This window comes from Nakamurella lactea DSM 19367, from assembly GCF_000426645.1.
GTDB lineage: Bacteria > Actinomycetota > Actinomycetes > Mycobacteriales > Nakamurellaceae > Nakamurella > Nakamurella lactea.
The window spans coordinates 565308-589782 of the sequence record NZ_KE384549.1; the positions used below are offsets into that span (position 1 = coordinate 565308).

25 protein-coding genes are annotated in these 24475 nt (G+C 70.5%); 11 read left to right on the plus strand and 14 right to left on the minus strand.

Going from position 1 to position 24475, the window contains the following annotated elements:
- Nucleotides 1-175: 175 nt before the first annotated feature.
- Nucleotides 176-808, plus strand: a complete 633-nt coding sequence (locus K340_RS32805) for a hypothetical protein (RefSeq protein ID WP_051267361.1) — start codon at nt 176-178, stop codon at nt 806-808.
- Between the two features lie 12 nt (nt 809-820).
- Here K340_RS32805 and ku read toward each other — a convergent pair whose 3' ends face one another.
- Nucleotides 821-1720 (minus strand): non-homologous end joining protein Ku, encoded by a 900-nt coding sequence (gene ku, locus K340_RS0123515; protein WP_029138485.1) that lies wholly within the window; start codon nt 1718-1720, stop codon nt 821-823.
- Nucleotides 1721-1790: 70 nt separating this feature from the next.
- Here ku and ligD point away from each other — a divergent pair, with 70 nt between their 5' ends.
- The gene (ligD, locus tag K340_RS0123520; RefSeq protein WP_029138486.1) at nt 1791-4001 is read left to right on the plus strand and encodes a non-homologous end-joining DNA ligase; all 2211 of its coding nucleotides are present in this window, start codon (nt 1791-1793) and stop codon (nt 3999-4001) included.
- Between the two features lie 350 nt (nt 4002-4351).
- Here ligD and K340_RS34755 read toward each other — a convergent pair whose 3' ends face one another.
- From K340_RS34755 to K340_RS0123540, 3 genes are all read right to left on the minus strand, one after another.
- Nucleotides 4352-4708: a hypothetical protein gene (locus tag K340_RS34755; RefSeq protein ID WP_051267363.1), complete on the minus strand. Its 357-nt coding sequence runs from the start codon at nt 4706-4708 to the stop codon at nt 4352-4354.
- A gap of 170 nt (nt 4709-4878) precedes the next feature.
- Nucleotides 4879-5412 carry an adenine phosphoribosyltransferase gene (locus K340_RS0123535; protein WP_029138488.1) on the minus strand — a complete coding sequence of 178 codons (534 nt, stop codon included), beginning with the start codon at nt 5410-5412 and terminating at the stop codon, nt 4879-4881.
- Nucleotides 5413-5445: 33 nt separating this feature from the next.
- The gene (locus K340_RS0123540; protein ID WP_029138489.1) at nt 5446-6486 is read right to left on the minus strand and encodes an NAD(P)/FAD-dependent oxidoreductase; all 1041 of its coding nucleotides are present in this window, start codon (nt 6484-6486) and stop codon (nt 5446-5448) included.
- A gap of 67 nt (nt 6487-6553) precedes the next feature.
- On the opposite strand from K340_RS0123540, the gene K340_RS0123545 reads away from it, so the two are divergent.
- Nucleotides 6554-7171, plus strand: coding sequence for a helix-turn-helix domain-containing protein (locus K340_RS0123545; RefSeq protein ID WP_051267365.1), 618 nt, complete (start codon nt 6554-6556; stop codon nt 7169-7171).
- A gap of 123 nt (nt 7172-7294) precedes the next feature.
- On the opposite strand, the gene K340_RS0123550 is transcribed toward K340_RS0123545, so the two are convergent.
- Nucleotides 7295-8755, minus strand: coding sequence for an MFS transporter (locus K340_RS0123550; protein WP_029138491.1), 1461 nt, complete (start codon nt 8753-8755; stop codon nt 7295-7297).
- A gap of 101 nt (nt 8756-8856) precedes the next feature.
- Here K340_RS0123550 and K340_RS0123555 point away from each other — a divergent pair, with 101 nt between their 5' ends.
- Nucleotides 8857-9735: a helix-turn-helix transcriptional regulator gene (locus K340_RS0123555; protein WP_029138492.1), complete on the plus strand. Its 879-nt coding sequence runs from the start codon at nt 8857-8859 to the stop codon at nt 9733-9735.
- Here K340_RS0123555 and K340_RS0123560 read toward each other — a convergent pair.
- Both K340_RS0123560 and K340_RS0123565 read right to left on the minus strand, forming a co-directional pair.
- Nucleotides 9716-10423: a Pr6Pr family membrane protein gene (locus K340_RS0123560; protein ID WP_051267367.1), complete on the minus strand. Its 708-nt coding sequence runs from the start codon at nt 10421-10423 to the stop codon at nt 9716-9718. The genes K340_RS0123555 and K340_RS0123560 overlap by 20 nt on opposite strands.
- Nucleotides 10424-10430: 7 nt before the next feature.
- On the minus strand, nt 10431-11240 hold the full coding sequence (locus tag K340_RS0123565) for a maleylpyruvate isomerase family mycothiol-dependent enzyme (protein ID WP_051267368.1): 810 nt from the start codon (nt 11238-11240) through the stop codon (nt 10431-10433).
- A gap of 182 nt (nt 11241-11422) precedes the next feature.
- On the opposite strand from K340_RS0123565, the gene purD reads away from it, so the two are divergent.
- Entirely contained in the window at nt 11423-12691 is a 1269-nt protein-coding gene (purD, locus tag K340_RS0123570; RefSeq protein WP_029138495.1) for a phosphoribosylamine--glycine ligase, read from the plus strand.
- Here the strand turns inward: purD and K340_RS32815 are convergent.
- Nucleotides 12672-13220 carry a GNAT family N-acetyltransferase gene (locus K340_RS32815; protein ID WP_211229601.1) on the minus strand — a complete coding sequence of 183 codons (549 nt, stop codon included), beginning with the start codon at nt 13218-13220 and terminating at the stop codon, nt 12672-12674. The two genes, purD and K340_RS32815, sit on opposite strands and share 20 nt — an antisense overlap.
- A 331-nt stretch (nt 13221-13551) precedes the next feature.
- Here K340_RS32815 and K340_RS32820 point away from each other — a divergent pair, with 331 nt between their 5' ends.
- From K340_RS32820 to K340_RS0123605, 6 genes are all read left to right on the plus strand, one after another.
- The gene (locus K340_RS32820) at nt 13552-14757 is read left to right on the plus strand and encodes a glycosyltransferase family 2 protein (RefSeq protein WP_407662255.1); all 1206 of its coding nucleotides are present in this window, start codon (nt 13552-13554) and stop codon (nt 14755-14757) included.
- A gap of 8 nt (nt 14758-14765) precedes the next feature.
- Nucleotides 14766-15944, plus strand: a complete 1179-nt coding sequence (locus K340_RS0123585) for a pyridoxal phosphate-dependent aminotransferase (protein WP_029138496.1) — start codon at nt 14766-14768, stop codon at nt 15942-15944.
- Nucleotides 15945-16102: 158 nt separating this feature from the next.
- Nucleotides 16103-16735 (plus strand): SipW-dependent-type signal peptide-containing protein, encoded by a 633-nt coding sequence (locus tag K340_RS0123590; protein ID WP_051267370.1) that lies wholly within the window; start codon nt 16103-16105, stop codon nt 16733-16735.
- Nucleotides 16736-16740: 5 nt separating this feature from the next.
- Complete coding sequence (locus tag K340_RS36140; protein ID WP_245599694.1) at nt 16741-18045, plus strand: signal peptidase I; 1305 nt, start codon at nt 16741-16743, stop codon at nt 18043-18045.
- Between the two features lie 5 nt (nt 18046-18050).
- Nucleotides 18051-18518: a hypothetical protein gene (locus K340_RS0123600; RefSeq protein ID WP_154674441.1), complete on the plus strand. Its 468-nt coding sequence runs from the start codon at nt 18051-18053 to the stop codon at nt 18516-18518.
- Nucleotides 18519-18651: 133 nt separating this feature from the next.
- The gene (locus K340_RS0123605; protein WP_029138499.1) at nt 18652-18852 is read left to right on the plus strand and encodes a hypothetical protein; all 201 of its coding nucleotides are present in this window, start codon (nt 18652-18654) and stop codon (nt 18850-18852) included.
- A 151-nt stretch (nt 18853-19003) separates the two neighbouring features.
- Here K340_RS0123605 and K340_RS0123610 read toward each other — a convergent pair whose 3' ends face one another.
- The 6 genes from K340_RS0123610 to phnD are packed head-to-tail and all read right to left on the minus strand — an operon-like array spanning nt 19004 to nt 24475.
- On the minus strand, nt 19004-19966 hold the full coding sequence (locus tag K340_RS0123610; protein ID WP_084614822.1) for a MurR/RpiR family transcriptional regulator: 963 nt from the start codon (nt 19964-19966) through the stop codon (nt 19004-19006).
- The gene (locus tag K340_RS0123615) at nt 19963-20829 is read right to left on the minus strand and encodes a metallophosphoesterase (protein ID WP_029138501.1); all 867 of its coding nucleotides are present in this window, start codon (nt 20827-20829) and stop codon (nt 19963-19965) included. The genes K340_RS0123610 and K340_RS0123615 overlap by 4 nt, the downstream gene beginning before the upstream one ends.
- On the minus strand, nt 20826-21722 hold the full coding sequence (gene phnE / locus K340_RS32830; RefSeq protein ID WP_084614824.1) for a phosphonate ABC transporter, permease protein PhnE: 897 nt from the start codon (nt 21720-21722) through the stop codon (nt 20826-20828). Before phnE (K340_RS32830) ends, K340_RS0123615 begins: the two co-directional genes overlap by 4 nt.
- Nucleotides 21719-22531, minus strand: coding sequence for a phosphonate ABC transporter, permease protein PhnE (phnE, locus tag K340_RS0123625; protein WP_029138502.1), 813 nt, complete (start codon nt 22529-22531; stop codon nt 21719-21721). Before phnE (K340_RS0123625) ends, phnE (K340_RS32830) begins: the two co-directional genes overlap by 4 nt.
- 19 nt (nt 22532-22550) lie before the next feature.
- Entirely contained in the window at nt 22551-23348 is a 798-nt protein-coding gene (gene phnC / locus K340_RS0123630) for a phosphonate ABC transporter ATP-binding protein (RefSeq protein WP_051267374.1), read from the minus strand.
- Nucleotides 23349-23350: 2 nt separating this feature from the next.
- Nucleotides 23351-24475, minus strand: coding sequence for a phosphate/phosphite/phosphonate ABC transporter substrate-binding protein (phnD, locus tag K340_RS32835; RefSeq protein WP_084614864.1), 1125 nt, complete (start codon nt 24473-24475; stop codon nt 23351-23353).

A 24475-nucleotide genomic window follows, 5' to 3' on the forward strand; every position in this document is an offset into this window, starting at 1 on the left:
CGCTAGAGAATGCGCACCGGCGAACGGGCAGATTCGGACCGGCCAGGTCGGGGATTGCGGCCGGTTCCGGCTGGGCCGCCCGACGCCGGTAGATCGGCCGGCACCAGGTCCGGGCAGCAGTGGTCCGGACAACCGCCGGACAATGACCCCGTCCGCAGGATTCCTTGGTGGTGAGATGAGCATCGTTCTGGTGGGCAGCAACCCAGGCCTGCTGCTGTTCGACAACGGCACGCCGGTGGCGATGGCCAGCGTCTGGTCGGTCGACTGGTCCGTCTGGGGCTTTGGCACCGTCCTGATGATGGTCGACGCCGACGGCTGGCGCACCGTCGGCACCGACGAGCACCTGGCCAGGATCCTGTTGGAACGGTTCAACCGGCACTTCCCGGAGGCCGAGTCGTTCGACGACCAGGCGCCGGTCCGGCACACCGACGACGAGGTACAGCTGACCTGCGACCTGCGGTCCGGCCTGCACGCCGCCGGCGGCGGGCTGGAGTTGCGGCTCGGCGACGTGCGCGACCGTCGGCCCTTCGCCCACCCGGCCTTCCCGCTCGGTGAGATCGAGCTCGGGCTGACCAACGTGTACGCGCCCTGCGGATTCGGCGAGCTGATGGTGGACGGGGTCTCGGTGCCCGGCCAGCCGGAATGCTCGACCGAGGGCGGCCGATGGTCGTCGACCGGCTACCTGGCGGTCGCGGAGGTGTGGACCGATCCGACCGGCGCCCTGCAGCAGGCCGACACCACCGAGCCGGCCCGGCGGCGGCAGGCCCGCCCGGCCCGGCGGCGGCACCTGCGGGCGATCAACTCCTGACCGCGGGTGCCGTCAGCCCGCCTTTGACGCCTTGGTCTTCGGCGCCGGCTTGGCGGCTGCTTTCGCCGGGGCCTTGCGCTTCGCGGGTGCGGCCTTGGTCGGCGCTTTTCCGTCATCGGAGTCCGCGGTGTCGCCGCCCTTACGGCGGGCGACGGAGCGCTCCAGCGCGGCCAGCAGGTCGACCACCTCGGCGTCCTCGCCCTCGTCCTCCTTGGTCTTGATCGCGAACGCCTCGCCGCCTTCCAGCTTGGCGTCCACCAGCTGCTGGAGTTCCTCCCGGTAGGTGTCGGTGAAGTTCTCCGGGTGGAAGTCGTCGGAGTAGGACTCGACCAGCATCGAGGCCATCTTCTTCTCCGCGGGCGCCACCTTCGGCGGATCTTCCAGGGCCGGGAACTCGGCCTCCCGCACCTCGTCGGGCCAGAGCAGCGTCTGCAGTACCAGCACGCCGTCGCGGACCCGCAGCGCCGCCAGCCGGGTCTTCTGGCGCAGCGCGAAGCTGACGATCGCCAGCCGGTCGGTGTCCTCCAGGGTCTGCAGCAGCAGCTGGTACGGCTTCGCCGACTTGCTGGCCGGTTCCAGGTAGTAGGCCTTCTCGAACATCAGCGGATCGACCTGATCGACCGGCACGAAGTTCTGCACGGTGATCTCCCGGTCCTCCTCGACCGGCAGGCTGGCGAAGTCGTCGGCGGTGAGCACGACGGTCTGGCCGTCCTCGCTCTCGTAGGCCTTCTCGATGTCCGAGAACGGCACTACCTCGCCATCCAGCTCGCAGACCCGCTGGTAGCGGATCCGGCCGCCGTCCTTGCCGTGCACCTGCCGGAACTTGATGTCGCGGTCCTCGGTGGCGCTGTACAGCCGGACCGGAACGTTGACCAGCCCGAACGCCACGGAGCCCTTCCAGATCGATCGCATGGAACCATGATGGACGGTTCGGCGGCGTTGTGCCGAATATTGTTGGTCGACGGGCGTGGGCGGAGGCGGAATGGCCGGCGAATCGACGATCGTGCAGATCGACGGGCGTCGACTCGCCGTGACCAACCTCGACAAGGTGCTCTACCCGAAGACGGGGACCACCAAGGCCGAGGTGCTGCGCTACTACGCGCTGGTGGCGCCGGCCCTGCTGCCGGTGCTGGCCGACCGGGCGGTGACCCGCAAACGCTGGCCGAACGGGGTCGACAGCGAGCCGTTCTTCGTCAAGAACACCGAAGCCGGGGCGCCCAGGTGGATTCCGCGCCGGACGGTGCCGCACAGTGACGGGCCGGTGACCTACCCGTTGGCCGACTCGGCGGCGGTGCTGACCTGGATGGCGCAGATGGCGGCGCTGGAGCTGCACGTCCCGCAGTGGCGGTTCGCCGGTCGCTCCGCCGACGGCACCTGCCGGCCGGACCGGATGGTCTTCGACCTCGATCCCGGTCCGGGCGTCGGTCTGGTCGAGTGTGCTCGGGTGGCCCGTTGGGTGCGAGAGGTGTTGCAGCAGGCCGGATCCGATGCGGTGCCGGTGACCAGCGGCTCCAAGGGGCTCCACCTTTATGTGGCGCTGGACGGTGAGCGGACCTCCGACGAGGTGTCGGCGATCGCGAAGGCGGTCGCCCAGTCGCTGGAGGCCGAGCACCCGAAGCTGGTGACCTCCAAGATGGCCAAATCGGTGCGCCCGGACCGGGTGTTCATCGACTGGTCGCAGAACAGCGCGGCGAAGACCACCATCGCCCCGTACTCGATGCGCGGCCGGGAGCGGCCGATGGTCGCCGCGCCCCGCGACTGGGCCGAACTCGAGGCAGCCGACCTGCGGCACTTGGAGTTCCACGAGGTGCTGGATCGGCTCGCCGACGGGCTCGATCCGTGGCGGGACCATTTCGGTCAGCACGACGATGCCGGCAACCCCGGGGATGACGGTGCCGCGGCTGACGGCGATCTCGGGACGCCCGGGAACGACGGTCCCGCGATTGACGGTCCCGAGGCTGACGGTCCCGCGGCTGACGACGCCGCGGATCACCGCGACGGAGCTGACGGCAACGAGGACGGTACGGACGAGCCGCACGACCCGCGGGCCGGCGCCGCCGCCTACGCGGTTGCCGCGATGGGCGGTGGGAAGACGCACGGTGCGCACCGTTGGCAGGATCCGCTGGAGGGACCGCGGGGCCGGGTGGTCCGCAAGGAGAACTCTGCCAAGGCAACGGGTACGCCCGGCGGTGCGGCGCGGGAGCGAACCACCTTGTCCGGTGGTGGGGCGCCCGAGCTGCTGCCGATGCTGGCGACGGCCGGTGAGCCGGCCCAGATCACCGACCCGACGGCCTGGCGCTTCGAGGGCAAGTGGGACGGGATCAGGGCGCTGGCCGCGGTGGCGGACGGCGCGGTGCGGCTGATCGGCCGGTCCGGCCGCGAGCTGACCTCCGGATACCCGGAACTGGCCGAGCTGGCCGAGCTGCTGGACGGGCACGCCGCGGTGTTGGACGGCGAGATCGTGACGCTGGACGGCAATGGGCGCACCAGCTTTCCGCTGCTGCAGCAGCGGATGAACCTGGCGTCGGCGCCGGCGATCGCCAGGGCCGTCGAGCAGGTGCCAGTCCGCTACTTCGCCTTCGATCTGTTGCAGCTCGATGGAATCTCGTTGCTGCGCAAGACCTACGACCAGCGGCGGCGGCTGTTGGAAGCGCTGGAGCTGGTCGGCGAACGGGTGGAAGTGCCGGCACCGCTGGACGGCGATCTGCAGGAGGCGATGCGTTACAGCCGGGAGCTGGCCTGGGAGGGCATCGTGGCCAAGCGACGCGACTCGATCTACCGGCCGGGGGTGCGCTCCGGGCACTGGCTGAAGATGAAGAACCAGCTGATGCAGGAAGTGGTGGTGATCGGCTGGCGGCCCGGCGCGGGCCGGCGGGCCGGTGGTATCGGTTCGCTGCTGGTGGCCGTGCCCGACAACGAGGGCCGGGTCGCCGGGCTGCGGTACGCCGGGCGGGTCGGTACCGGCTTCACCGACAAGGTGCTCGACGATCTGCAACGGATGCTGCACCCGGCTGCTGCCCCGGCCGCAGCGGGGATCCCGGCGGCGGATGCGCGAGATGCGGTGTGGGTCGAGCCGGACCTGGTCGGCGAGGTGACGTTCGGCGAGTGGACCCCGGATCGCCGGCTGCGGGCGGCGTCCTGGCGCGGGGTGCGGACCGACAAGTCGCCGGAGGACGTCCGGTTGGAGAGCTGACGGCTGGAGCATCGTTACGGCGGACCGACCTGGTTCCAGCGGATCGGGACATCGGTCGCTCGGACCGGAGGTGGTGCGGTACCAGCCGGCAGACGCCTCTCGGCGAGTGGCACGCTCGTGGCGGCTGAGGTTTGAGCCCGGGGGTCATGGACCGGCTGGTACCAACCTCTCCAACGTGGAGGACACCGGATCTGTTCCCGACCCGCCGGAGCTGTTCCCGACCCGGCGTCAGACCCGGCGGGATCCGGTCCCGACCCCGCCGACCTGGCGGGTTCGGCCACGCCGGGTGACCGGATCCGGTCCGGAACTCGCCGACTTGGCGGGTCCCGGACCGTCCGATGCGGTTGGCGTCAGCCCAGGTCAGCGGGCTCGGCCAGCTGCAGCGGTGTGCCCGGCGGGACCACCTGTGGCCTGGCCTCGAATGCGTAGGTGGCGATCATCACCAGCAGCCGGTCCGGTGATGCCTCGATCAGGTGGCAGCGCTCCCACCGTCCGTCGGAGTGGATCCACCAGCGCTCGGCCAGGCTCTGCAACCCGATCGACCGCACCTGCTGCTCGGCCGCTTCGCCGTCGTCGTGGATGCCGAGCAGTCCGCCGAAGACGGTGAGCGAGCGGTACCCGCCGGCGTCCTCGGCAGCCGCGACGAAGCCCAGCAGCTCGTCGTCATCGGCGCGCCGGATCTCCCGGCGGTTCTCGGTGTTCGTCATCGCTCCTGCTTCTGGTTCAGCCCGGTCGCCGGGTGCGGCCGCAGGCACGGTGACGCTAAAGCCTGACGTCGCGTCAGGGTCAATGGAGAGTCAGCCCAGCTGCGGCCGGCCGGGCGAAATCAGGCTCGGATCGACCCGAGCGGCCCACTGGCCTCGACCGAGATGAACTCTCAGACCTGCCGGATCGCCGCCACCGCGACGTCGGCGGGTAGCAGGGCCCGGCCACCCAGGTCGGCGAGCTCGATCGCCACCGCGACACCGACCACCACGCCACCGGCCCGGCGCAGCAACCGGCAGGCCGCGGCCGCCGTGCCTCCGGTGGCCAGCACGTCGTCAACGATCACCACCCTGGCGCCGTCCGGCACGTCGTCCGGGTGCACCTCGAGGCGCGCGCTGCCGTACTCCAGCGCGTAGTCCTCACCCAGTACCGCCCCGGGCAGCTTGCCGGGTTTGCGGATGGCGATCATTCCGGCGCCGGCGGCCATGGCGGCGGCCGCACCGAGCACGAATCCGCGGGCCTCCAGTCCGGCGAACAGGTCGACCGGCCCACACAGCCCGGCCAGTTCCTCACCGAGCAGCCGGAGCCCGGTCGGGTCGGCGAACAGCGGCGTCAGGTCGCGGAACAGCACGCCGGGCGCCGGGAAGTCCGGCACCACCCTGGCCAGGGTGTCGATGGCGTCGCCGGCCGAGGTCAGTGATCGCATGGGTTCACTATGCGGCAGCCGGCCGGCCGACGATCACCCGACCGTCAGCCCGTGCCGCCGGTCGCCCTGTACCTGCGCGTTGAGCGCTGCCTCGGCGGCGGCCGAGAACGGGTTGTCCGCTGCCCGGAGCGCGGTGGCCACCTCCTCGTCGATCAGGTCGCCGTTGATCGCCGCGGCCGCCGTCACCCCGGATGCGGCCGCTGCGATCAGCTGGGCCATCAGGTCGGTGACGTTCCCGGCGACCCAGACGCCGGGCACCTCGGTGCGGCCGGTGGGATCGGCGGTCAGTCGGCTGCCGAGCCGGAAATCGTTGAGCTGCAGCGGAACTGCCGTCAGCCCGAGCTCGGCCAGCGGCCCGACCCTGGCGGTGAACCGCGGTGCGACCACCAGCGCACGCCGCTCGACGGTGCTGCCGTCGACCATCCGGACCGCGTGCAGCCGGCCGTTCTCGGTCTCGAGTCGCTCGACCTGGCCGGCGACGAACCTGATGCCGCGGGCGGTCAGCGCGCGGTGCTCGGTCTCGGTCGGCTCCGGGCCGGTGTGCCCGAACAGCACCACGTCGTCGCTCCACTGGCGGAACAGCTGGGCCTGGTGGATCGCCATCGGCCCGGTCGAGAGCACACCGATCGGCTGGTCGCGGACCTCCCAGCCGTGGCAGTACGGGCAGTGGATGACGTCGGTGCCCCACAGCTCGGCCAGGCCGGGCAGGTCCGGCAGTTCGTCCGTCAGCCCGGTGGTGACCAACAGCCGGCGGGCAGTGGTGACCCGCCCGTCGGCGAGCGTCAGCCGGAATCCGCCGGCTTCCTCCCGCCGCGCGGAAGTCACGACGCCGCTGACGATCTCGCCGCCGTAGCCGGTCACCTCCCGGCGGCCGTTCGCGAGTAGTTCGGACGGCGCGGCGCCGTCCCTGGACAGGAAGCCGTGCAGGTGCGCGGCCGGGGCGTTACGCGGCTCGCCGGCGTCGATCACCAGCACCGAGCGGCGTGCCCTGGTCAACGTCAGCGCCCCGCTCAGCCCGGCGGCGCCGCCGCCGATCACCACCACGTCATACCGGTTCGAGAGCGTCTTCGTCATGCCGTTCACCGTGCGCCGCCACTCCAGGAGTTGGCAAGCTTCGTTGCCGAAGTGGCAAGCTGGAGGAATGCGCAACCACTCCGCCGGCGAAACGAACGGCGAATCGGACGGTGACATCGACGAGGTGATGGCAGCGGTCGGCCCGCGGCTGAAGGCGTTGCGGCTGCAACGGTCGGCCACTCTCGCCGACCTGGCCGCCGCCACAGGCATCTCGGTCAGCACCCTCTCCCGACTGGAGTCGGGGCACCGCCGACCCAACCTGGAACTGCTGCTGCCGCTCGCCCGTTTCCATCGGGTGCCGTTGGACGAACTGGTCGGCGCGCCGGCGGTGGCAGATCCCCGGGTGCACCTGCGGCCGGTGTCCGCGGACGGGATGACCTACGTGCCGCTGACCCGGCGGCCGGGCGGGGTGCAGGCGTTCAAGATGGTGATCGCCGCCGACAGCCCGCGGAACGAACCCGATCCGCGGACGCACGAAGGCTACGAATGGCTGTACGTGCTGAACGGGCGGCTGCGACTGGTGCTCGGTGACCACGACCTGGTGCTGGAGCCGGGTGAGGTCGCCGAGTTCGACACCCGCACCCCGCACTGGTTCGGCCGCGCCGGCGAGCAGGCGGTCGAGCTGCTCAGCCTGTTTGGCAAGCAGGGCGAACGGATCCACGTGCGGGCGCGGCCGCAGCGGTGACGGGGCCGGTTCCCCTCGGCCGTAGCGGGGTTGTCCCGCCGCGGCCGTAGCGGGGTTGTCCCGCCGCAGCCGTAGCGGGGTTGTCCCGCCGCGGCCGTAGCGGGGTTGTCCCGTCCGCGGCACCTACCGCTGCAGGCGCGGGAGCCGGGCCGCGGCGACCGCGAACAGCACCGCGCCGAGCGCCTGGATCAGCAGGCAGACCGCGAATGCGGTCGAGTACCGGGCCGCGTCGGGGGCGTCCCGGCCGTCACCCACGATGGTGGTGAACACCGCCCCGAGGGCGGCCACCCCGAGCGCCAGCGATGCCTGCTGGGTGGTGGTGAACACGCCCGATCCGGCACCAGCGGAGGCGACCGGAACCTCGGCCAGTACCACCCCCACCAGAGGGCCGAGCATCATCGCCTGACCCAGCCCCATTCCGACCAGCGAGCCGGCCAGCGAGACCGAATCCAGCGACCCACCCTCGGCCAGCGCGGTGCTCGCGATCCCGATCAGCCCCAGGCTCTGGACGATCGCGCCGATCAGCAGGATCCGGCGACTCCCGAAGCGTGGCACCAGGTTTCCCGCGACGATCGACACGATCAGGAAGACCAGCGCGAACGGCACGGTGACCAGCGCCGCATGCATCGGCGACCAACCGAGTCCGGTCTGGGTGAGCAGCGTGTACTCGAAGGTGAACGCGCCGTACCCGGCCATCAGGATCACCGCCATCAGCAGGCCCAGCCGGAACGTCCGCAGTCGCATCAGCGGCGGCGGAACCAGCGGCACGGTTCCCTTGCCGTGCAACGACTTCTGGGTCCGCCAGAACCATCCGGCGAGGACCACAGAGGCCGCCATCAGCGCCCAGGTCCACCAGGGCCAGTGCAGCGAGCCACCCTCGGCCAGCGGAACCAGCAGCGCCAGCAGGGCGGCGCCGAGCAACGCCGTCCCGCGCAGATCCAGGTGCCGGTGCCCGGGCGCGGTGGTCTCCGGCATCCAGCGCAGCGCTGCCACGAAGGCCAGCGCGCCGATCGGTACCCCGATGGCGAACACGCCGCGCCAGCCGGAGTCGAGAACGTCGGCCGACAGCACTACTCCGCCCAGTACCTGGCCGAGCGCTGTGCCACCGCCGGCGGTGGCGCCGAACAGCCCGACCGCCTTCGCCCTTGCTTTCCCGCTGGTGGTGGCGGTGAAGGTGGCCAGCACCTGCGGCACCATCATCGCGGCGGCGAAGCCCATCAGGGCACGCGCGGCGATCAGCACCCCGACGTCCGGGGCGAAGGTGGCCAGCAGCGAGGTCACGGTGAAGCCGGCCATCCCGATCAGGAACAGCCGTCGGCGGCCGTAGAGGTCACCGAGCCGGCCGCCGATCACCATCAGCATGGCGAAGCCGACCGAGTAGGCGGACATCACCAGCGACAGTGACGCCGGCGAGGCGTGCAGGGCGGTGCCGATGTCGTGCAGCGCGACGCTGGTGGCGGAGAAGCTGAGCACCGACATCAGCAGCGCCGACAGGGCCGTGTAGAGGCCGGCGGTGCTGAGCGTGTTCTGCGTGGCCGTGAGTGGCCGGCTGCCGGGGGTGGCGAGTGAGGTAGTGGTAGTCACGGGTACCAGCCTGCGAGCACGGTTATCCGGGTACCAGAGCGTAGTTATCCTGGTACCAGCGCAACCTGGATCGCCCGCCGAGCAGCGGGCAGACTGGGCCCATGGCTGGACAGACCTCGGCGAACAGCCGGCGCGAGCTGGGCGATTTCCTGCGGACCAGGCGGGAACGGCTCAGTCCCGAACGGGCCGGTATCCCGGCAGGCGGCCGACGGCGCACGCCCGGCCTGCGCCGCGAGGAGGTCGCCGCGCTCGCCGGGGTCGGCGTCACCTGGTACACCTGGCTCGAACAGGGCCGGCCGATCAACGCCAGCGCCCAGGTGCTGGGGGCCATCGTCCGCACGCTGCGGCTGACCTCGACCGAGGAACACCACCTCTGGACGCTGGCCGGCGTCACCCCGCCCGGGCCGCCGCCGGAACCGTTCCCGACCATCTCCAGCGGCGCCCGCAAGGTGATCGCGCAACTCGACCCGTACCCGGCCTGTGTGCAGAACGCCCGGTTCGACGTGCTCGCCTACAACCGGGCCTACCGGTTCCTGTTCGGCGACATGGACACCAGGGCACCGCAGGAGCGCAACTGTGTCCGGTTGATGTTCACCGACCGCGACTGGCGCGCCCACTACCTGGATCCGGACATCGTCGCCGGCCGGATGGTGGCCAAACTTCGGGCGGCGATGGGCGGACGGATCGACGACCCGCGGTTCGTCGAACTGGTCGACGAGCTGCGGACCAGCTCGACCGAGTTCGACCGGTTGTGGCGCGAGCACGACGTGCTCAACCGCGAGTACCCGACGAAACGGATCCGTCAGTCCGAGGTCGGCGAGATGCACCTGGAGTTCGTCTGGACCGCGATGGACGACGTCGGCGAGCTGCGGATGTCGGTGATGACGCCGGTCGATGCGGCGACCGAGCAGCGGCTCTATCAGTTGGCGGAGATCACCGCCGGCCTGCCGGACGTCGAGTTCAGCGCGGGGAGTAGCTGACCTGCCCGCGGGCCACCCGGGTCAATCGCCAGCGGCCGAGCAGCAGCAACACGCCGGTCACCACCAGCAGCAGGACCGCGATGCCCAGGCAGTTCAACAGCACCCGGGGATAGCCGTTGGCGGCCACGTCGACGAACGGATACGGGTACCAGTCGGCGATCACCCCGTGGATCAGCGTGTAGCCGATCCAGGCCAGCGGCCAGACCAGGGTGAGTAGCAGATCCCTGACACTGACGCGCTTTCGCGGTCCGAACACGACGAATCCGATCACCGCGAGCAGCGGCACGACCACGTGCAGGAGCCGGTCCGCCAGCAGGTCAGCGCCGTGCAATCCCATCCCGTTCTTCTTCATCCAGGGCGCCAGGATCAGCCAGACCACCAGCCCGGTGATGCTGATGCCGACCACTGCGTTCAACCGGACCACCCGCCACCAGGTTCGGTCCGTGTCGCGTCCGGCCACCAGGGTCCAGGCGGTGACGGCAACCAGGATGTTCGACTGAATGGTGAAGTAGCTGAAGTAGTTCAATACCCGTTCGCCCGTCGGCGGAAGGGTCGTCTCGCCGAGCACGTGGCCGCCGCGCAGGACCAGCACGAACTGCAGCACCAGGGCCGCCAGCGCGACCACGAGAGTGAGGCCGTGCCAGATGCGGGCCACCGGCGTCGGCCGAGGATGGATCTCGCTGGTCATCGGTCGATCAGCTCCAGAGGATGCGGGTCTTGTCCCGCCACACGCCCAGCAGTTCCGGCTCGCCGGTCACCGCGATCTCGTCGCCGCGGTTCCACAGGCCGAGGTACAAGGTCGCGGCCGTGCCGGTCATCACCGCGTCCGGCTCGCCGTCAGCTCCGCGCACCACCACCGGGGGTTCCGGCGACAGCCGAACCGTCCAGCTCGCCGCCGCATCGCTGGGTGCGACCAGGAAGCTCACCGGCGATTCGGCGCGCATCGCCGACGACTTGCGTGGCAGGAAGCCGACCAGCAGTTCCTCGAGCCCGTCGAGGGCCAGGTCGGTCGGGATGTCGGCTTCCTTCGTGGTCGGGATCCGGCCGAGCCGGCCGGCCAGCGCGTCGACTCCGTGAATCGTTGTCTCGTTGGCCTGCCGCCGTGCCCAGAAGTCCCGGGGAGCCGGGGCGGCCTTGATGAAGACCAGCGCAGCCAGGTCGTCGGGGGCGGCGGTCAACGCGTCGAGCAGCGCCGCCGAACCCTCGGCGAGCCAGTCGGCGAGGTCGTCGACGTCCGGTTCGGGCTGGGCAGGGGCGAAGTCGTCGCGAGCGTCGGCGAAGTCGGTGATCGCGTTCGCCACGATGTTGCCGGCCCAGCGGTGCACCATGCCCAGGTGCAGGACCAGGTCGCGCATCGTCCAGTCCGGGCAGGTGGGCACCGGGGCATCCGGACCCGTGGCCCGCAGATTGTCCAGCAGGCGCTCGGTGCCCGCGCCGATGGCCGCCAGTCGCCCGGCGAGGCCGAACTCGGCGGGCTCACTTTCGAAGCGGGCGTCGCTGGACATGGGTTCACTGTTTCACGGTGGGATGACGACGGCTCGGTGCCACGGGTCCGGCGTGGCGGCGGATTCATCTGACGAGCGGCCAGTGGGCCGATTCGCCGCCGAGAAGGCGACGATGGGGCGCTGCCCGCAGCTGAGCTGAATCCATCGGCGGAGGGCGCGCGGCGGCTGGCTAGGGTTGACGCGTGCGCATCCTCGTCATCGGTTCCGGAGCCCGTGAACATGCCCTGTTGCGGGCCCTGGACCGCGATCCGGCGGTGACCCAGCTGCATGTGGCACCCGGCAACGCCGGGACCGGGGAGCTGGCGGCGGCGCACCCGGTCGATGTCGGGGACCCGGCGGCGATCAGCGCGCTGGCCGGCGGGCTCGGGGTCGATCTGGTGGTGATCGGTCCAGAGGTTCCGCTGGTCGCCGGTGCGGTGGATCGGTTGCGGCAGGACGGGATCGCGGCGTTCGGTCCGACGGCCGCCGCCGCCCGGATCGAGGGATCGAAGGCGTTCGCCAAGGACGTGATGAGCGCTGCCGGGGTGCCGACCGGCCGGGCGATCGGCGTCACCGAGGAGAGCGGCATCGGCGCCGCGCTGGATGCGCTCGGCGCGCCGTTCGTCGTCAAGGACGACGGCCTGGCGGCCGGCAAGGGCGTGGTGGTGACCGAGGACCGAGCGGTCGCCGAGGAGCACGCGCGTGCGGTGCTGGCGGCCGGGCATCCGGTGCTGGTCGAGGAGTTCCTGGCCGGTCCCGAGGTGTCGTTGTTCGCGGTCTGCGACGGGACTCGGGCGCTGCCGTTGCTGCCGGCCCAGGACTTCAAACGCGCGGCTGACGGGGATGCCGGCCCGAACACCGGCGGGATGGGCGCCTATGCGCCGCTGCCCTGGGCGCCGCCGGATCTGGTGGACACCGTGCAGCGCACCGTGTTGGACCCCGTGCTCGCCGAACTCGCGCGCCGCGGAGCGCCGTTCTCCGGGCTGCTGTATGCCGGGCTGGTGCTGACCGCCGAGGGTCCGAAGGTGATCGAATTCAACTGCCGGTTCGGTGACCCGGAGACCCAGGTGGTGCTCGAGCTGCTCGACTCGCCGCTCGGTGAACTGCTCGGCGCTTCGGCCGCCGGCAACCTCGAAGGCGTTGCACTGCAGTGGAAATCAGGGGCCGCGGTGACGGTGGTGATCGCCGCCGAGAACTACCCGGCGGCACCCGTCAGCGGAGACGAGATCACCGGTATCCCGGCCCCGACCGCCGATGCCGTTGTCCTGCACGCCGGAACGGCCCAGGCCGACGGCGTCGTCGTCAGCTCGGGCGGCCGGGTGCTGTCGGCCACTGCCAGCGGTCCCGATCTGGCCACGGCCAGGGAAAGGGCCTACGCGCTGGTGGATTCCGTGCGGTTGCGCGGCTCGCACCACCGCACCGACATCGCGGCCGCCGCGATCGCCGGTCAGGTCAGCGGGCCGCGCCGCTGAGGTCGCGTTCGCCGCGGTCGTCGGCGTCGTCGGGATCGATGACCGGTGCAGCCAACACCTTTTCGAAGCACAGCGAGAACGGGACGGCATCGGTGTACGGCTGGTACACCGGGATCTCGGTGTAGCCGAGGCGTCGGTACAGCGCGACGGCGTCCGGCTGCCGGTCGCCGGTCTGCAGGATCAGCCGGGTCGCGCCCCGCCGCGTGGCGATGTCCTCGAGTGCGGCCATCAGCAGCCGGCCAAGTCCCTGGCCGCGGCGGTCGGCGTCGACGATCACCCGCTTGACCTCCCATTCGGCGCCCAACCGCCGGAGCGCCGCGTGCGCCACCGGCGTCCCGTCCTGGTCGCTGACGATCACGGTCGACACCATGTCGGCCGGATCCACCGAGATGGCCGCCCGGACCGCATCCTGGTTCTCGCTGCGGCCGGCGTACCTGGCCTGCATCTCGACGCTCATCGCGGCCCGCAGCGCTGCCGCCCGCGGATCGTCCCAGGCGACCTCTTCGACCGTGGCTGATGCGCTGTTCACCGGGTCGATTCTGCCGGTTAGCCGCAGACCGTCCGCAGCCGGTCCGGGCCCGTCCGAGGTATCCGAAGTGTCGACGTACCTTGGTCGGCGACTCCGGGTGGCGGCCGGACGAGGTGGCGGCGGGACGAGCATGCTATGTGTGGCGCCGTGACTCCGGACACCCGGGCCGCTGCGGTTGCCCGGCGGGTGTCGCCCGTCGGCGTATCCTCGGATGGGCGATGGCGCAGGTGACGCCGGACCGGACGGGCCGGTCGCCGCCGGCCACCGCCGTACGAGTCCCGAACGACAGACAACACGCCGAGAAGAAGAGGTCCCGCTGGTGCGCCTGGTCGTGCAGATCCCGTGTCTCAACGAGGAAGAAACTCTTCCGATGGTGCTCTCGACCATCCCGAAGCAGATCGACGGCATCGACGAGATCATCGTGCTGATCATCGACGACGGCTCGACGGACCGCACGGTCGAGGTGGCCAAGGCGCACGGCGTCACCCACTTCGTCCGGCACGCCCGCAACCGCGGCCTCGGTCGCTCGTTCCACGACGGCGTGCAGCGGGCGCTGGAGCTCGGCGCCGATATCGTGGTGAACACCGACGGCGACAACCAGTACCCGCAGGAGATGATCGGCGAGCTGGTCCAGCCGATCATCGCCGGGCGCGCGGAGATCACCATCGGCGACCGGCAGACCGCCAAGATCGAGCACTTCTCCGGCTTCAAGAAGAAGATGCAGAAGTTCGGCAGCAGCGTGGTCAACATGGCCGCCGGCACCAAACTGCCGGACGCCGCCTCGGGTTTCCGGGCCTACTCGCGCGACAGCCTGATGCTGCTGAACACCATCACCCGGTTCAGCTACTGCATGGAAACGATCATCCAGGCGGGTAACAAGAAGCTGAAGATCGAGAGCATCGAGATCCGGACCAACCCGAAGACCCGGGAGTCGCGGCTGTTCTCCTCGATGCGCGAGCACATGATGAAGTCGGCCGGGGCGATCATCCGCGCCTACATCATGTACAAGCCGTACGCGATCTTCTCGCTGTTCGGTGGCATCTTCGCCGCTCTCGGTGCGTTCTTCTTCATCCGGTTCGGGGTCTATCGGATCATCGGTGACGACCGGCCACTGGTGCAGTCGGTGATCGTCGGTTCGGTGATGTTCGTGCTGGCCTTCCTGATGCTGGTGATCGGCATCACCGCCGACCTGATCCGGACCAACCGGATGCTGATCGAGGACTCCCTGGAACACACCAAGAAGATGAGATTCGGCCGCGACGAGTACATCCCGCTGAACGAGGAGCAGGCACTGGCGCTCAACGTGCCGGTCGGCACCATGCGCCGGCTCAGCGGCGGGACCCGCCCCGGGCAGCTGTCCGGAGGCGCCGCCGCACCTGATGGCGCCGCGCCGCCTGCTGCCGCGCCGCCAGTCGCCGCGCAGCCTGCTGCCGCGCCGCCAGCCGCCGCGCAGCCCGTCGCCGCCGCCCCGACCCAGACCGCCCCGACCCAGACCGCCCCGACAGCGGGCGAGTCCGTCAGCCCCGCCCGTCGCTGAGACCGCCGATGTCCGAAGCCGGGCCGTCGTTCGGGCCGAGCACCCGCAGCAACATCGATCCGTTCCGGGTCATGCAGGTGCTGGCCGCAGCCGAAGCCCGGCGGGCATCCGGCGACGCCGTCTTCGCCCTGACCGCCGGCCAGCCGGCGACGCGGGCGCCGAAACCGGCGATCGATGCCGTGCACCGGGCGCTGGACGAACAGGTGCTCGGTTACACCCAGGCACCAGGACTGCCGGAATTGCGGGCCGGAATCGCCGCGCTGTACTGCGACCGCTACGGCCTCGACGTCGATCCGGACGCGGTCTACCTGACCACCGGGTCGTCCTCCGGCTTCATCCTGGCGTTCCTGTCGGCCTTCGACACCGGCGACCGGGTGGCGATGGCCAGGCCGGGCTATCCGGCCTACCGCAATGCGCTGACCGCCTTCGGCTGTGAGCTGGTCGAGTTCGCCTGCGGCCCGGAGACCAGGTTCCAGCCGACGGTGGCGATGTTGCAGCAGTACGCCGACGACGGCATCGACCTGGACGGGCTGGTGCTGGCGTCGCCGGCCAATCCGACCGGCTCGATGCTGCCCCCTGCTGAGGTCGACGCGATCGCACGTTATTGCGGCCGAAATGGGATCCGGCTCATCTCCGACGAGATCTATCACGGCATTACCTACGGCACCGTGCAGCAGGCCTGCAGCTGGGCGAGCGACCGGACCGGGTTCGTGGTGAACTCCTTCTCCAAATACCACTCGATGACGGGCTGGCGGATCGGCTGGCTGCTGGTGCCCGACGACCTGCGCGACCGGGTCGACGCGTTGGCCGGCAACCTGACCATCTGCCCACCGGCCGTCTCCCAGGTGGCGGCGCTGGGCGCGTTGCAGGCGACCGCCGAGTGCGACGCCCACGTGGTCAGGTACGCGGCGAACCGCGAGCTGCTGCTGGACGGGCTGACGGCGATCGGGATCGACAAGGTGGCACCGCCGGACGGGGCGTTCTACCTCTACGCCGACATCTCCGCGCTGACGCCGGATTCGTCGATCTGGGCGGCCGAACTGCTCGCCGCCACCGGCGTCGCCGTCGTCCCCGGCCTTGACTTCGACCTCACCGACGGTCACCGGTTCATCCGGATGTGCTTCGCCGGTGACGAGGCGGAGATCCGCGGCGCGCTGGCCGGGCTGCGGGCGTTCGTCAGCGACTGAGCACTGATCGGTTGCGCTGTTCGGGGTAGGACTTCGCGTTCTGAAGGGTCAGATGTTGCGGAGCGAGGCCCCGCATGAGACGGTGGCCGCGTTGCGGGGACCGCGCCGGTCTGTTCGGGGGTCGGCCACCGTCGGCGTGCCGAAGGAGAACCATCGCCATGAACACCACCCAGACCCCAGCGATTCGTCAGCCCCGGCGGCGCAAGCTGCGCGCCGTGCTGGCCGCCGGCCTGGTACTCGGGCTGGGGGCAGCCGTCACCTTGGCCGCCTGGAACGATTCCGAATACGCGACCGGGACCTTCGCCGCCGGCACCTTCAACCTCGAGGGCAGCACCGACGGCACCACCTATGCCGACCACGCGACGGGGGCGACCGCCGCCACCTTGCCGTTCACCGTCAACCCGACGAATCTCTCGCCCGGCCAGGTCGTCTACTCGCCGTTCGCGATCCGGCTCGCGGCCGGCACCACCACCGGCGCGTCGGTGGCCGTGCAGGCGGTGACCAACACAGGGACGGTGACGAACCTGACCTATGCGTTGGTCACGACTTCCTCCATCACCTGCAACGCGGCCGCGGTGACCGGTGCCACCGGTGCCGCCATCCTGGTGCCCGCCGGCACCCTGCTCAGCTCAGTCGGGACACCCGCGCCGTTCACCCTGGTGAAGGGCGCCACGGCTGGAACTGCCGGTGCTCCGGTGTACCTGTGCTTCGCGGTAACTGCCGGCGCCGGGCTCGTCCAGGGCCAGACCGGGACCGCGACCTGGCAGCTGCTGGCCACTTCGACGAGCTGATCGGGGTGGGCGCCGCCAAGGCGGCAGGGCAGCCTCCGCCCGCGGCTTCGGGTGCCGGAACGAGCCGGTCCGGTCGGGTAGCGGCCGCGGCCGGGAATCTGCTGCTCACCCTGGCGGCGATCGGTGGTGCGATCTGCATCCTCGCCGTGCTGGCCGCCTGGATCTTCAAGATCACCTTGATCATGTTCTCCACCGGCTCGATGAGTCCGACCATCCCGGCGGGTTCGGTGGCCGTCGTCCGGCAGATCCCGGCCGCCGAGGTCAACATCGGCGACGTGGTGACGGTCGACCGACCCGGCAGATTGCCTGTGACACACCGGGTTCGAGCCGTCGAACCGGGCCAGGGCGCTGCTCGGATCCTGACCTTGCGCGGCGATGCGAATGCCGCTGACGACGCGGAGACCTACCCCGTGACGTCGGTCCGCCTGGTGCAGTTCTCGATCCCCGGCGTCGCCGGAGTGATAGTCGCGTTGTCGAATCCATTCGTCCTGGGGGGCATCACCATTCTGCTGGCCGGGCTGGTCTTGTGGGCGTTCTGGCCGCGAGCGGCGCGATCCGGGCCGGCCACCGAATCCCCGGCGGAGCCCGCCGGCGACCCCACGGACGACTCCACCGGCGACGGCGGCGGGATCCGGCTCGGCGGTACGTCGGCTTCGCTCGCCGCGGTCGTCCTGGTCGGTCTCGGCGGCCTCCTGATCACGGCGCGACCGGCCAACGCCTCCGCCGGAATCCAGGAGCGGGTGATCAGCGGCAGCGTGATCACCCTGATCACGGTCGGCGACGAAGCAGCGATGACGAATCTCCAACCGGGACAACCGGTCCGGTGGCAGGTCGGGGTATCCAGCGACCCCCCGGAGCCGGGTCGGATCGACCTGACCGTGATGGTGTCCGGGCCGCTGGCATCGACACCCGGCGGGCTGCAGCTGAGCGTCTCGAGTTGCGCGGAACGGTGGCGAGCAGGCCACTGTCCGACGTCGATGTCACCAGTGTTGCCGGCCGCACCCGCGGCCGGCTATCTCGGCGCAGCCAAGCCCGCCGGCAGCATGCCGGCCGGCGAGCAACGATGGTTGCAGGTGGAGGCGTGGTTACCGGCCGACGCCGCCGGGACGAAGGCTGGAACGGCGCGAGTGCGGATTGCCGCGACCGGCTTCGGGGACACCGTGGTCAGCGCGCCGGGTGGCGGTGAGCTGCCGAACACCGGGCTCGGTGGCGGGGTGCGCGCAGCGCTGCTGGCCGGGGCGCTCGGCCTGATCGTCGGACTGAGCCTGCTCGGAGTGGCTCAGCGGCGCGGCCGGAGGGTTGTCCGGTGACCGGGGTGACCAGACGTCGTCGGAGTCGCCAGCTGCGGACCGGGCTGGCCGCACTGGGACTGGTGCTGCTCGCTGTCACGCTGGCATCGACGTCGACCACGCTCGCCGCCTGGACGGACCGAGACTACGGAAAGGCCACCTTCACCGCCGGGAACGTGAGTCCGCCCACCGGCCTCAGCTGTCTGGCAGGTGTCAGCCGATTCGATCTGACCTGGACGCTGCCGGCCGGCGGCCTGGCCAGGACCGGGTACACCTGGGTCGTGAAGCCGATCGGCGCACTGGGCCCGTCCGGTAGCGGCACCATCAACAACGCGGCGGCGACCACGGTGCGGCTGAACGGCGGTGGCATCCTCACGGTCGGCAGCGGGACCTTTGAGCTACGGGCGACGGGGCCCGGGGGTTGGAAATCGACTCCGGTGACCGCCACCCTGAACGTGGCCCTTGGCCTGCTGACCAGTTGTTCGGTGCCGTAAATGGTCCCGGGCAAACCCTGACTCGAAGATCAGGGATCACACCTGATGTTTCCGCCGGCGTCCGGTGGCACTGTGGAGTCATACCGGCGGTGAGAGGTTCTCAGGCCGGGAGACAAGACACAGGAGAAGCGACATGGACAAGTTCCTCAAGATCGCCGGCATCGTGCTGGTCGCCTGGATTGCGTTCGGGCTGGTCGGCTGGGTCTTCGGCTTCCTGGCGACCGCGGTGTTCTGGGTGGCAGTGGTGGCCGGTGGCATCTGGCTGGTCGGTGCGATCACCGGCCGCGGCAAGAACCAGGTCGGCGGGCCCCGCGCGCACGCCCGGATCCGCTGACGGACGGAAACTGAACATCTCGATTCGGTGAACGGATCGAGAAATCGCCCCCCGGACTGCAACAACTGCGCAGTCGAGGGCATTGTAGGAAGGTAAGTCCCGGTCCACCTCTGTCGGGGAGGTGGACCGGGACTTTCCGTTGTTCGGCCCGTTATTCGGCGAGGTTGTCGCCGATCGCGTCCAGCGAGAGCTCCCTGGCCCGGTCGGCCACCTCGCCCAGCCGGGCCGCGGTGGCGGCGACCAGGCCCTCGATCAGGATCGCCTGCGGCAACCGGGACGCCAGGGTGATCTCCTCCCGGAAGGTCAGATCGGGCATGGTGACCACCAGATCGACGTCGGCCAGCAGGGCCAGCGGACTGCGGGCAAATGCGGTGATCGCCAGCACCGCGGCGCCGGCGTCCCTGGCCGCCCGTGCCACCCGCAGGGTGGAGGCGTTCGAGCCGCTGCCGCTGATCGCCAGCACCACGTCGCCGGTGGTCAGCAGCCGGGCGGTGATCTGCTGCCCGATCACGTCGATGGGTGCCTCGGTCGGGCGGCCGATGGACGTCATCCGGGCGGCGGCGTCCTGGGCCAGCGGCGCGGACAGCCCGTTGCCGGCCGCCACCAGCCGGCCGGCGGTGGCAATCAGTTCGACCGACTCGGAGACCGTAGCCGGATCCAGCAGCGAGACCATGCTGTCGATGCCGGACCCGATGTGCCGGAACATCCCGCCGACGATGCCGATCGCGCTGTCGTCCGGCGGGTCGGCGGCCGTCACCCGATCGGTGCGGTAGCCGGCGTCCCTGGCCAGCAGCACCCGCAGCTGTTGGTAGCCGGTGAATCCCAGGCTCTGGCTGGTGCGCACCACGGTGGCCCGTGAGGCGCCGGCCAGCTCCGCGACCTGTTGGGACGACAGTTCGACGATGTCGGCGGAGCGGGCCAGCAGGACCGCCGCCACCGCCTGTTCGGTCGGCAGTAACGAGGGCAGCAACGACCGGATGGTGGCGATCACCTGGCCGGGCCGGTGGCCGGCGGCCGGGCTTTCCGCCGCACGGGTGCCGGCACGGTGGGTTTCGTCAGCGGCGGGCTCGGCGGCTGTGGGTTCGGTGGCGGCGTGCCGCGGTCCCTGCGTCATGCGGCCGGCCCGGCGGCGATCGCGATCCGCCGCACCTCGTCCGGCGGCAGGTCGAAGATCACCGTGCCGTCGTCGGGGGCCGGTGCCGACACCGGAACGCAGCGGGCCGGCCCCCGCGCCGGCAGTTCGACCAGGGCGAAACCCGCTCCGGTGCGGGCACTTTCGTGCCCGGCGCAGGCGGTCACGTCGGTGGTGTTCGCCACCCCGGGGGCGACGAACACATCGATGCCGCGGACGCTGGTGGCCAGCGGGTGGTGGTAGTGCCCGGCCAGGATCACCCGGACGTCGCCGGCGGCGCAGACCTCCAGCAGCGGCTGCGGGTCCTGCAGCTGCAGGGCCGCCAGCAGCGGGGTGAGTGCCGGCACCGGCGGGTGGTGCAGCACCAGTACCGAGCCGTATTCGGCGGGGACGGCGAGTTCGGCCCGCAGCCGCTCCAGCTGCGCGGCGTCGACCGCGCCGTAGCCGGCGCCGGGCACCGACGAGTCCAGCACGATGATCCGCCGGCCGCGCACCGTCGCCACCCGCTCGCGGGCGCCGAGCACGGCCTCGAAACCCTCCCGCAGGTCGTGATTGCCCATGGCGTACAACACGTCGGCGCCGCGCGCGGCCGCCCACGGATCGATCAGCTCGCGCAACTGCCGGTAGGAGTCGGGGCTGCCGTCGTCGGACAGGTCGCCGGAGGCGACCACCAGATCCAGCCGGGTGAGCACCGAGGCGCGGTCCAGCACCCGGCGGAGCGCCGCGGTGGTGTCCACCCGGCCGTAGTGCAGCGGGCGGTCGCCGGTGCCCGACGGGTCGGCGCCGAACAGATGGGTGTCCGACAGGTGCAGGATCCGTAGCAGGTCGGTCGACGGTTCGGTCACAGGATGCCTTTCTCGGCCGCCGCGGCGGCGTGTTCGCGGAGCCGGCGGGCAGCGCGCCGGCGGCTGACGGCGGTGACGATCGGCAGCTGCCAGCGGCCGGCGATGATCCGGTTCCGGATCGTCCCGGAAATCTGATCGATGATCATGGTGACCACCACGACCACGATCATCAGCACCCCGACCACGTCCCAGACCCGGAATTGGATGTTGTCCACCAGCATCTTGCCAATGCCGCCGGCCCCGATCAGCCCGAGGATGGCCGAGGCACGGACGCTGATCTCGAAGCGGTAGAGCCAGAAGGCGAAGACGTCAGGGCGGGCGCTGGGCCAGACCCCCCAGCGCATCACCTGCATCCGGGACGCGCCGGCGGCGCCGGTCGCCTCCAGCGGACCGCGATCGACAGCCTCGAACGTCTCGTAGCCCCACTTGCCCAGGGTGCCGATCGAACCGATGGCGATGGCCAGCGCTCCGGTGAAGGCCGTCAGCCCGGTGACCGACAGCATCAGCACCGCGATCACCACTTCAGGAACCGCCCGCAGCACCGCGAAGACCCCGCGGATCGGCCACCGCACCGGGCCCGGCGTCAGCCCGCGGGTGGCGAACAGGCTCAGCGGGAACGAGACGACGATGCCGATCAGCGTGCCGAACCAGGCCATCGCGACCGACAACATGGTGGCGGACAACGCCTGTGGCAACTGCGACCAGTCCGGCGGGCCGAACATCAACCGCAGTACCCGCCAGAGCTTCTTCGGCGCCGCCCACAGATCCGACCACTCGATATCGACGTGCCAGAAAGCGGCCAGCACCACCAACAGCACGATCAGTGCCGCGAGCAGTCGCGCCCACCGGACCGGCTTGGCCGGTCTGCCGACCGGTGCCGGGATCGCCGTCATCGGACCAGCTTCCGGCGGGCGTATGAGCTGACGAATTCGAGAACCACTACCAGCACCAGGATCTCCAGGATCACCAGGCTCAGGTAGTGGTACTGGTAGAACGTGCGGACCTTGTCGATCAGCATCCCGAGGCCGCCGGCGCCGACCAGCCCGATCACCGTCGAGGCCCGGATGTTCAGCTCCAGCACATAGATGGTCTGGGAGATGTAGATCGGTGAGATCTCCGGCAGCATCGCCGATCTGTCCGCCTTGATCCAGCCGGAGCCGGCCGCCAGCGCGGCCTCCTGGCCGCCGCGGTCCAGCCCGTCCAGCGCCTCGGACACCAGCTTCACCAGGATGCCGATGTTGAACAGCACCAGGGCAAGGATGCCGGACAGCGCGCCGGTGGCGACCGCGGTGACGAACAGCGAGGCGTACAGCAGGTCGGGGATGCTGCGGATCACGTTCATCACGAACCGCACCGCCACCAGCAGCGGCGTGCTCGGATCGGTCGCCCTGGACGCCAGGAACGAGATCGGCAGCGACAGCACGGCAGCCACGGCGGTGCTGATCACCGCCGTCTCCAGGGTTTCCAGCAGCGGGCGCACCGTTTCCGGGAAGTAGCTGTAGTCCGGTTGCAGAAGCTGCCCGATGGTGCGAGAGGCGTTGCCGGCATTGCGGAACAGTGCGCCGAAGTCCACCTCGACGGCGATCGCCGACCAGACCGTGACGGCCGCGACCACCACCAGCACGGCCGCCGCCTTCCACCAGGTCCGTGGCCGCACCGGCCGCTGCTGGGCGGGCGGAGGATGTTCCGTCGGTTTGCTCATCGACACCGCGGCGGACATCTCAGGTCAACCGCGCCGGGGTGTCCAGCACGTCCTCGGCGGTCAGGCTGCGGCCGTAGATCGACTCGAAGACCTTCTCGTCGGCGTCCGCGCCGGGCCCGTCGTAGACCACTTCGCCGGCCCGCAGGCCGATCAGCCGATTGCCGTAGCGCCGGGCCAGATCCAGGAAGTGCAGGTTCACCACCACGGTGATGCCCAGCTCGGCGTTGATCCGCTGCAGGTCCCGCATCACCACGTGCGAGGTCGGCGGATCCAGCGATGCCACCGGCTCGTCGGCCAGGATCACCCTCGGTTGCTGGGCAAGGGTCCGGGCGATGGCGACCCGCTGCTGCTGGCCGCCGGACAACTCGGATGCGTTGGCGTAGGCCTTCTGGACGATCTCGACCCGCTCCAGCGACTGCATGGCCAACTCGACGTCCGACGCGGGCCAGAGCCCCAGCATGGTGCGCCAGGTCGGCGCCGCGTACAGCCGGCCCATCAGCACGTTGTTCAGCACCGTGGTGCGCCTGGCCAGGTTGAAGCTCTGGAACACCATGCCGATCTCGCTGCGCAGCCGGCGCAAGGCCTTGCCCCGCAGGCCCGACACCGCGACGTCGCCGACGGTGATCTCGCCGGAGGTGAACGGCACCAGAGAGTTGATGCTGCGCACCAGGGTGGACTTGCCGGCGCCGGACAGGCCGACCACCACGACCATCTCGCCGGGCTCGATGTCCAACGAGACGTCGCGCAGGCCGACCACGCCGTTGGGGTAGGTCACCCCAACGCCGTCGAAACAGATGCCGGCACCGGCGGGAGTCATCGTCAGCCCAGCCCGATGGAGGCGGCCACCTGCTGGGTCTTCGACAGCGCCACCGGATCGGCGTCGACCAGCCCGGTGATCTGGTAGATGTCGGTCAGCGCCTGCACACCCTCCGGGGTCTTGGCGTAGTCCTTCATCGCCGTGGCGATCTTGTCCTGCCAGGTCTTGGACAGGTTGGCGCTCAACGAGACTCCGTCGTTCGGGATCTCGTTGGTGAGGGCGAACACGACGACCTTGGTGCCGACGTCCGGGGTGTCCTTGGCGACGACGCTGCGGGCGTCCCAGTACGAGGTGCCGACCTCGGCGTCACCGTTGTAGACGGCCAGCACACTGGCGTCGTTGGCGCCAACCTGCTTGACGGTGATGTCGGTGTCGGCGTCGATGCCGGCCGCCTTGAGCGCGGCAACCGGGAAGATGTAGCCGGCCGGCGAGGCGGCCTGCAGCAGAGAAACGGTGGCGCCCTTGATCTTCGGCAGGCTGTCCAGGCCGGCCGGGCCGGTGCCGCCCTCGGTCCCGTTGCAGTACAGCATCCCGTTCTCGCCCTTCACCGGCTTGTCGGCGCAGTACTTGTCCGGGTTGTTGGTGAAGAACTGGGCGGCGTAGCTGCTCTTGCCGGCGCGCTGGGTCTGCAGGGCCGGGACGGCGCCGTACCGGTCGCAGGCCTGGCTCATCTGCAGGCTGGGCAGCATGCCGATCTGTGCCTGGTCGCTGCCGATCGCCTCGACGGCGGCCTGGTAGTCCTGGGTGATGACGCCCTTCACCGGGATGCCCAGCCGCTGGGTGAGCGCCTCCTCGAGCGGCTTGACCGTCTCGACAAGCTTCTTCGCGTCACCGGACGGGACCAGTGCCAGGGTCAGGCCGGTCGGGTCGGGGGCGCTGTCGTTCGACCTGCCGGTGCAGGCCGCTCCGGCCGGCGCGGCCGATCCGGAGGCCCCGTTCGCTGCGCTCGACCCCGCGGCGCCCGAACCTGTTGCGCCCGAACCTGTTGCTTCCGAACCTGTTGCGGCGGCGGTGGTCGGGTTATTGGCCGCGCTGTCCTCCGCCTTCTGCGAAGCCCCGCAGCCGGCGAGGACGAGGGTGACGGCGACGAGCGCTGCGCTCGCCGTGGTGAACTTGCGGACGTTCAT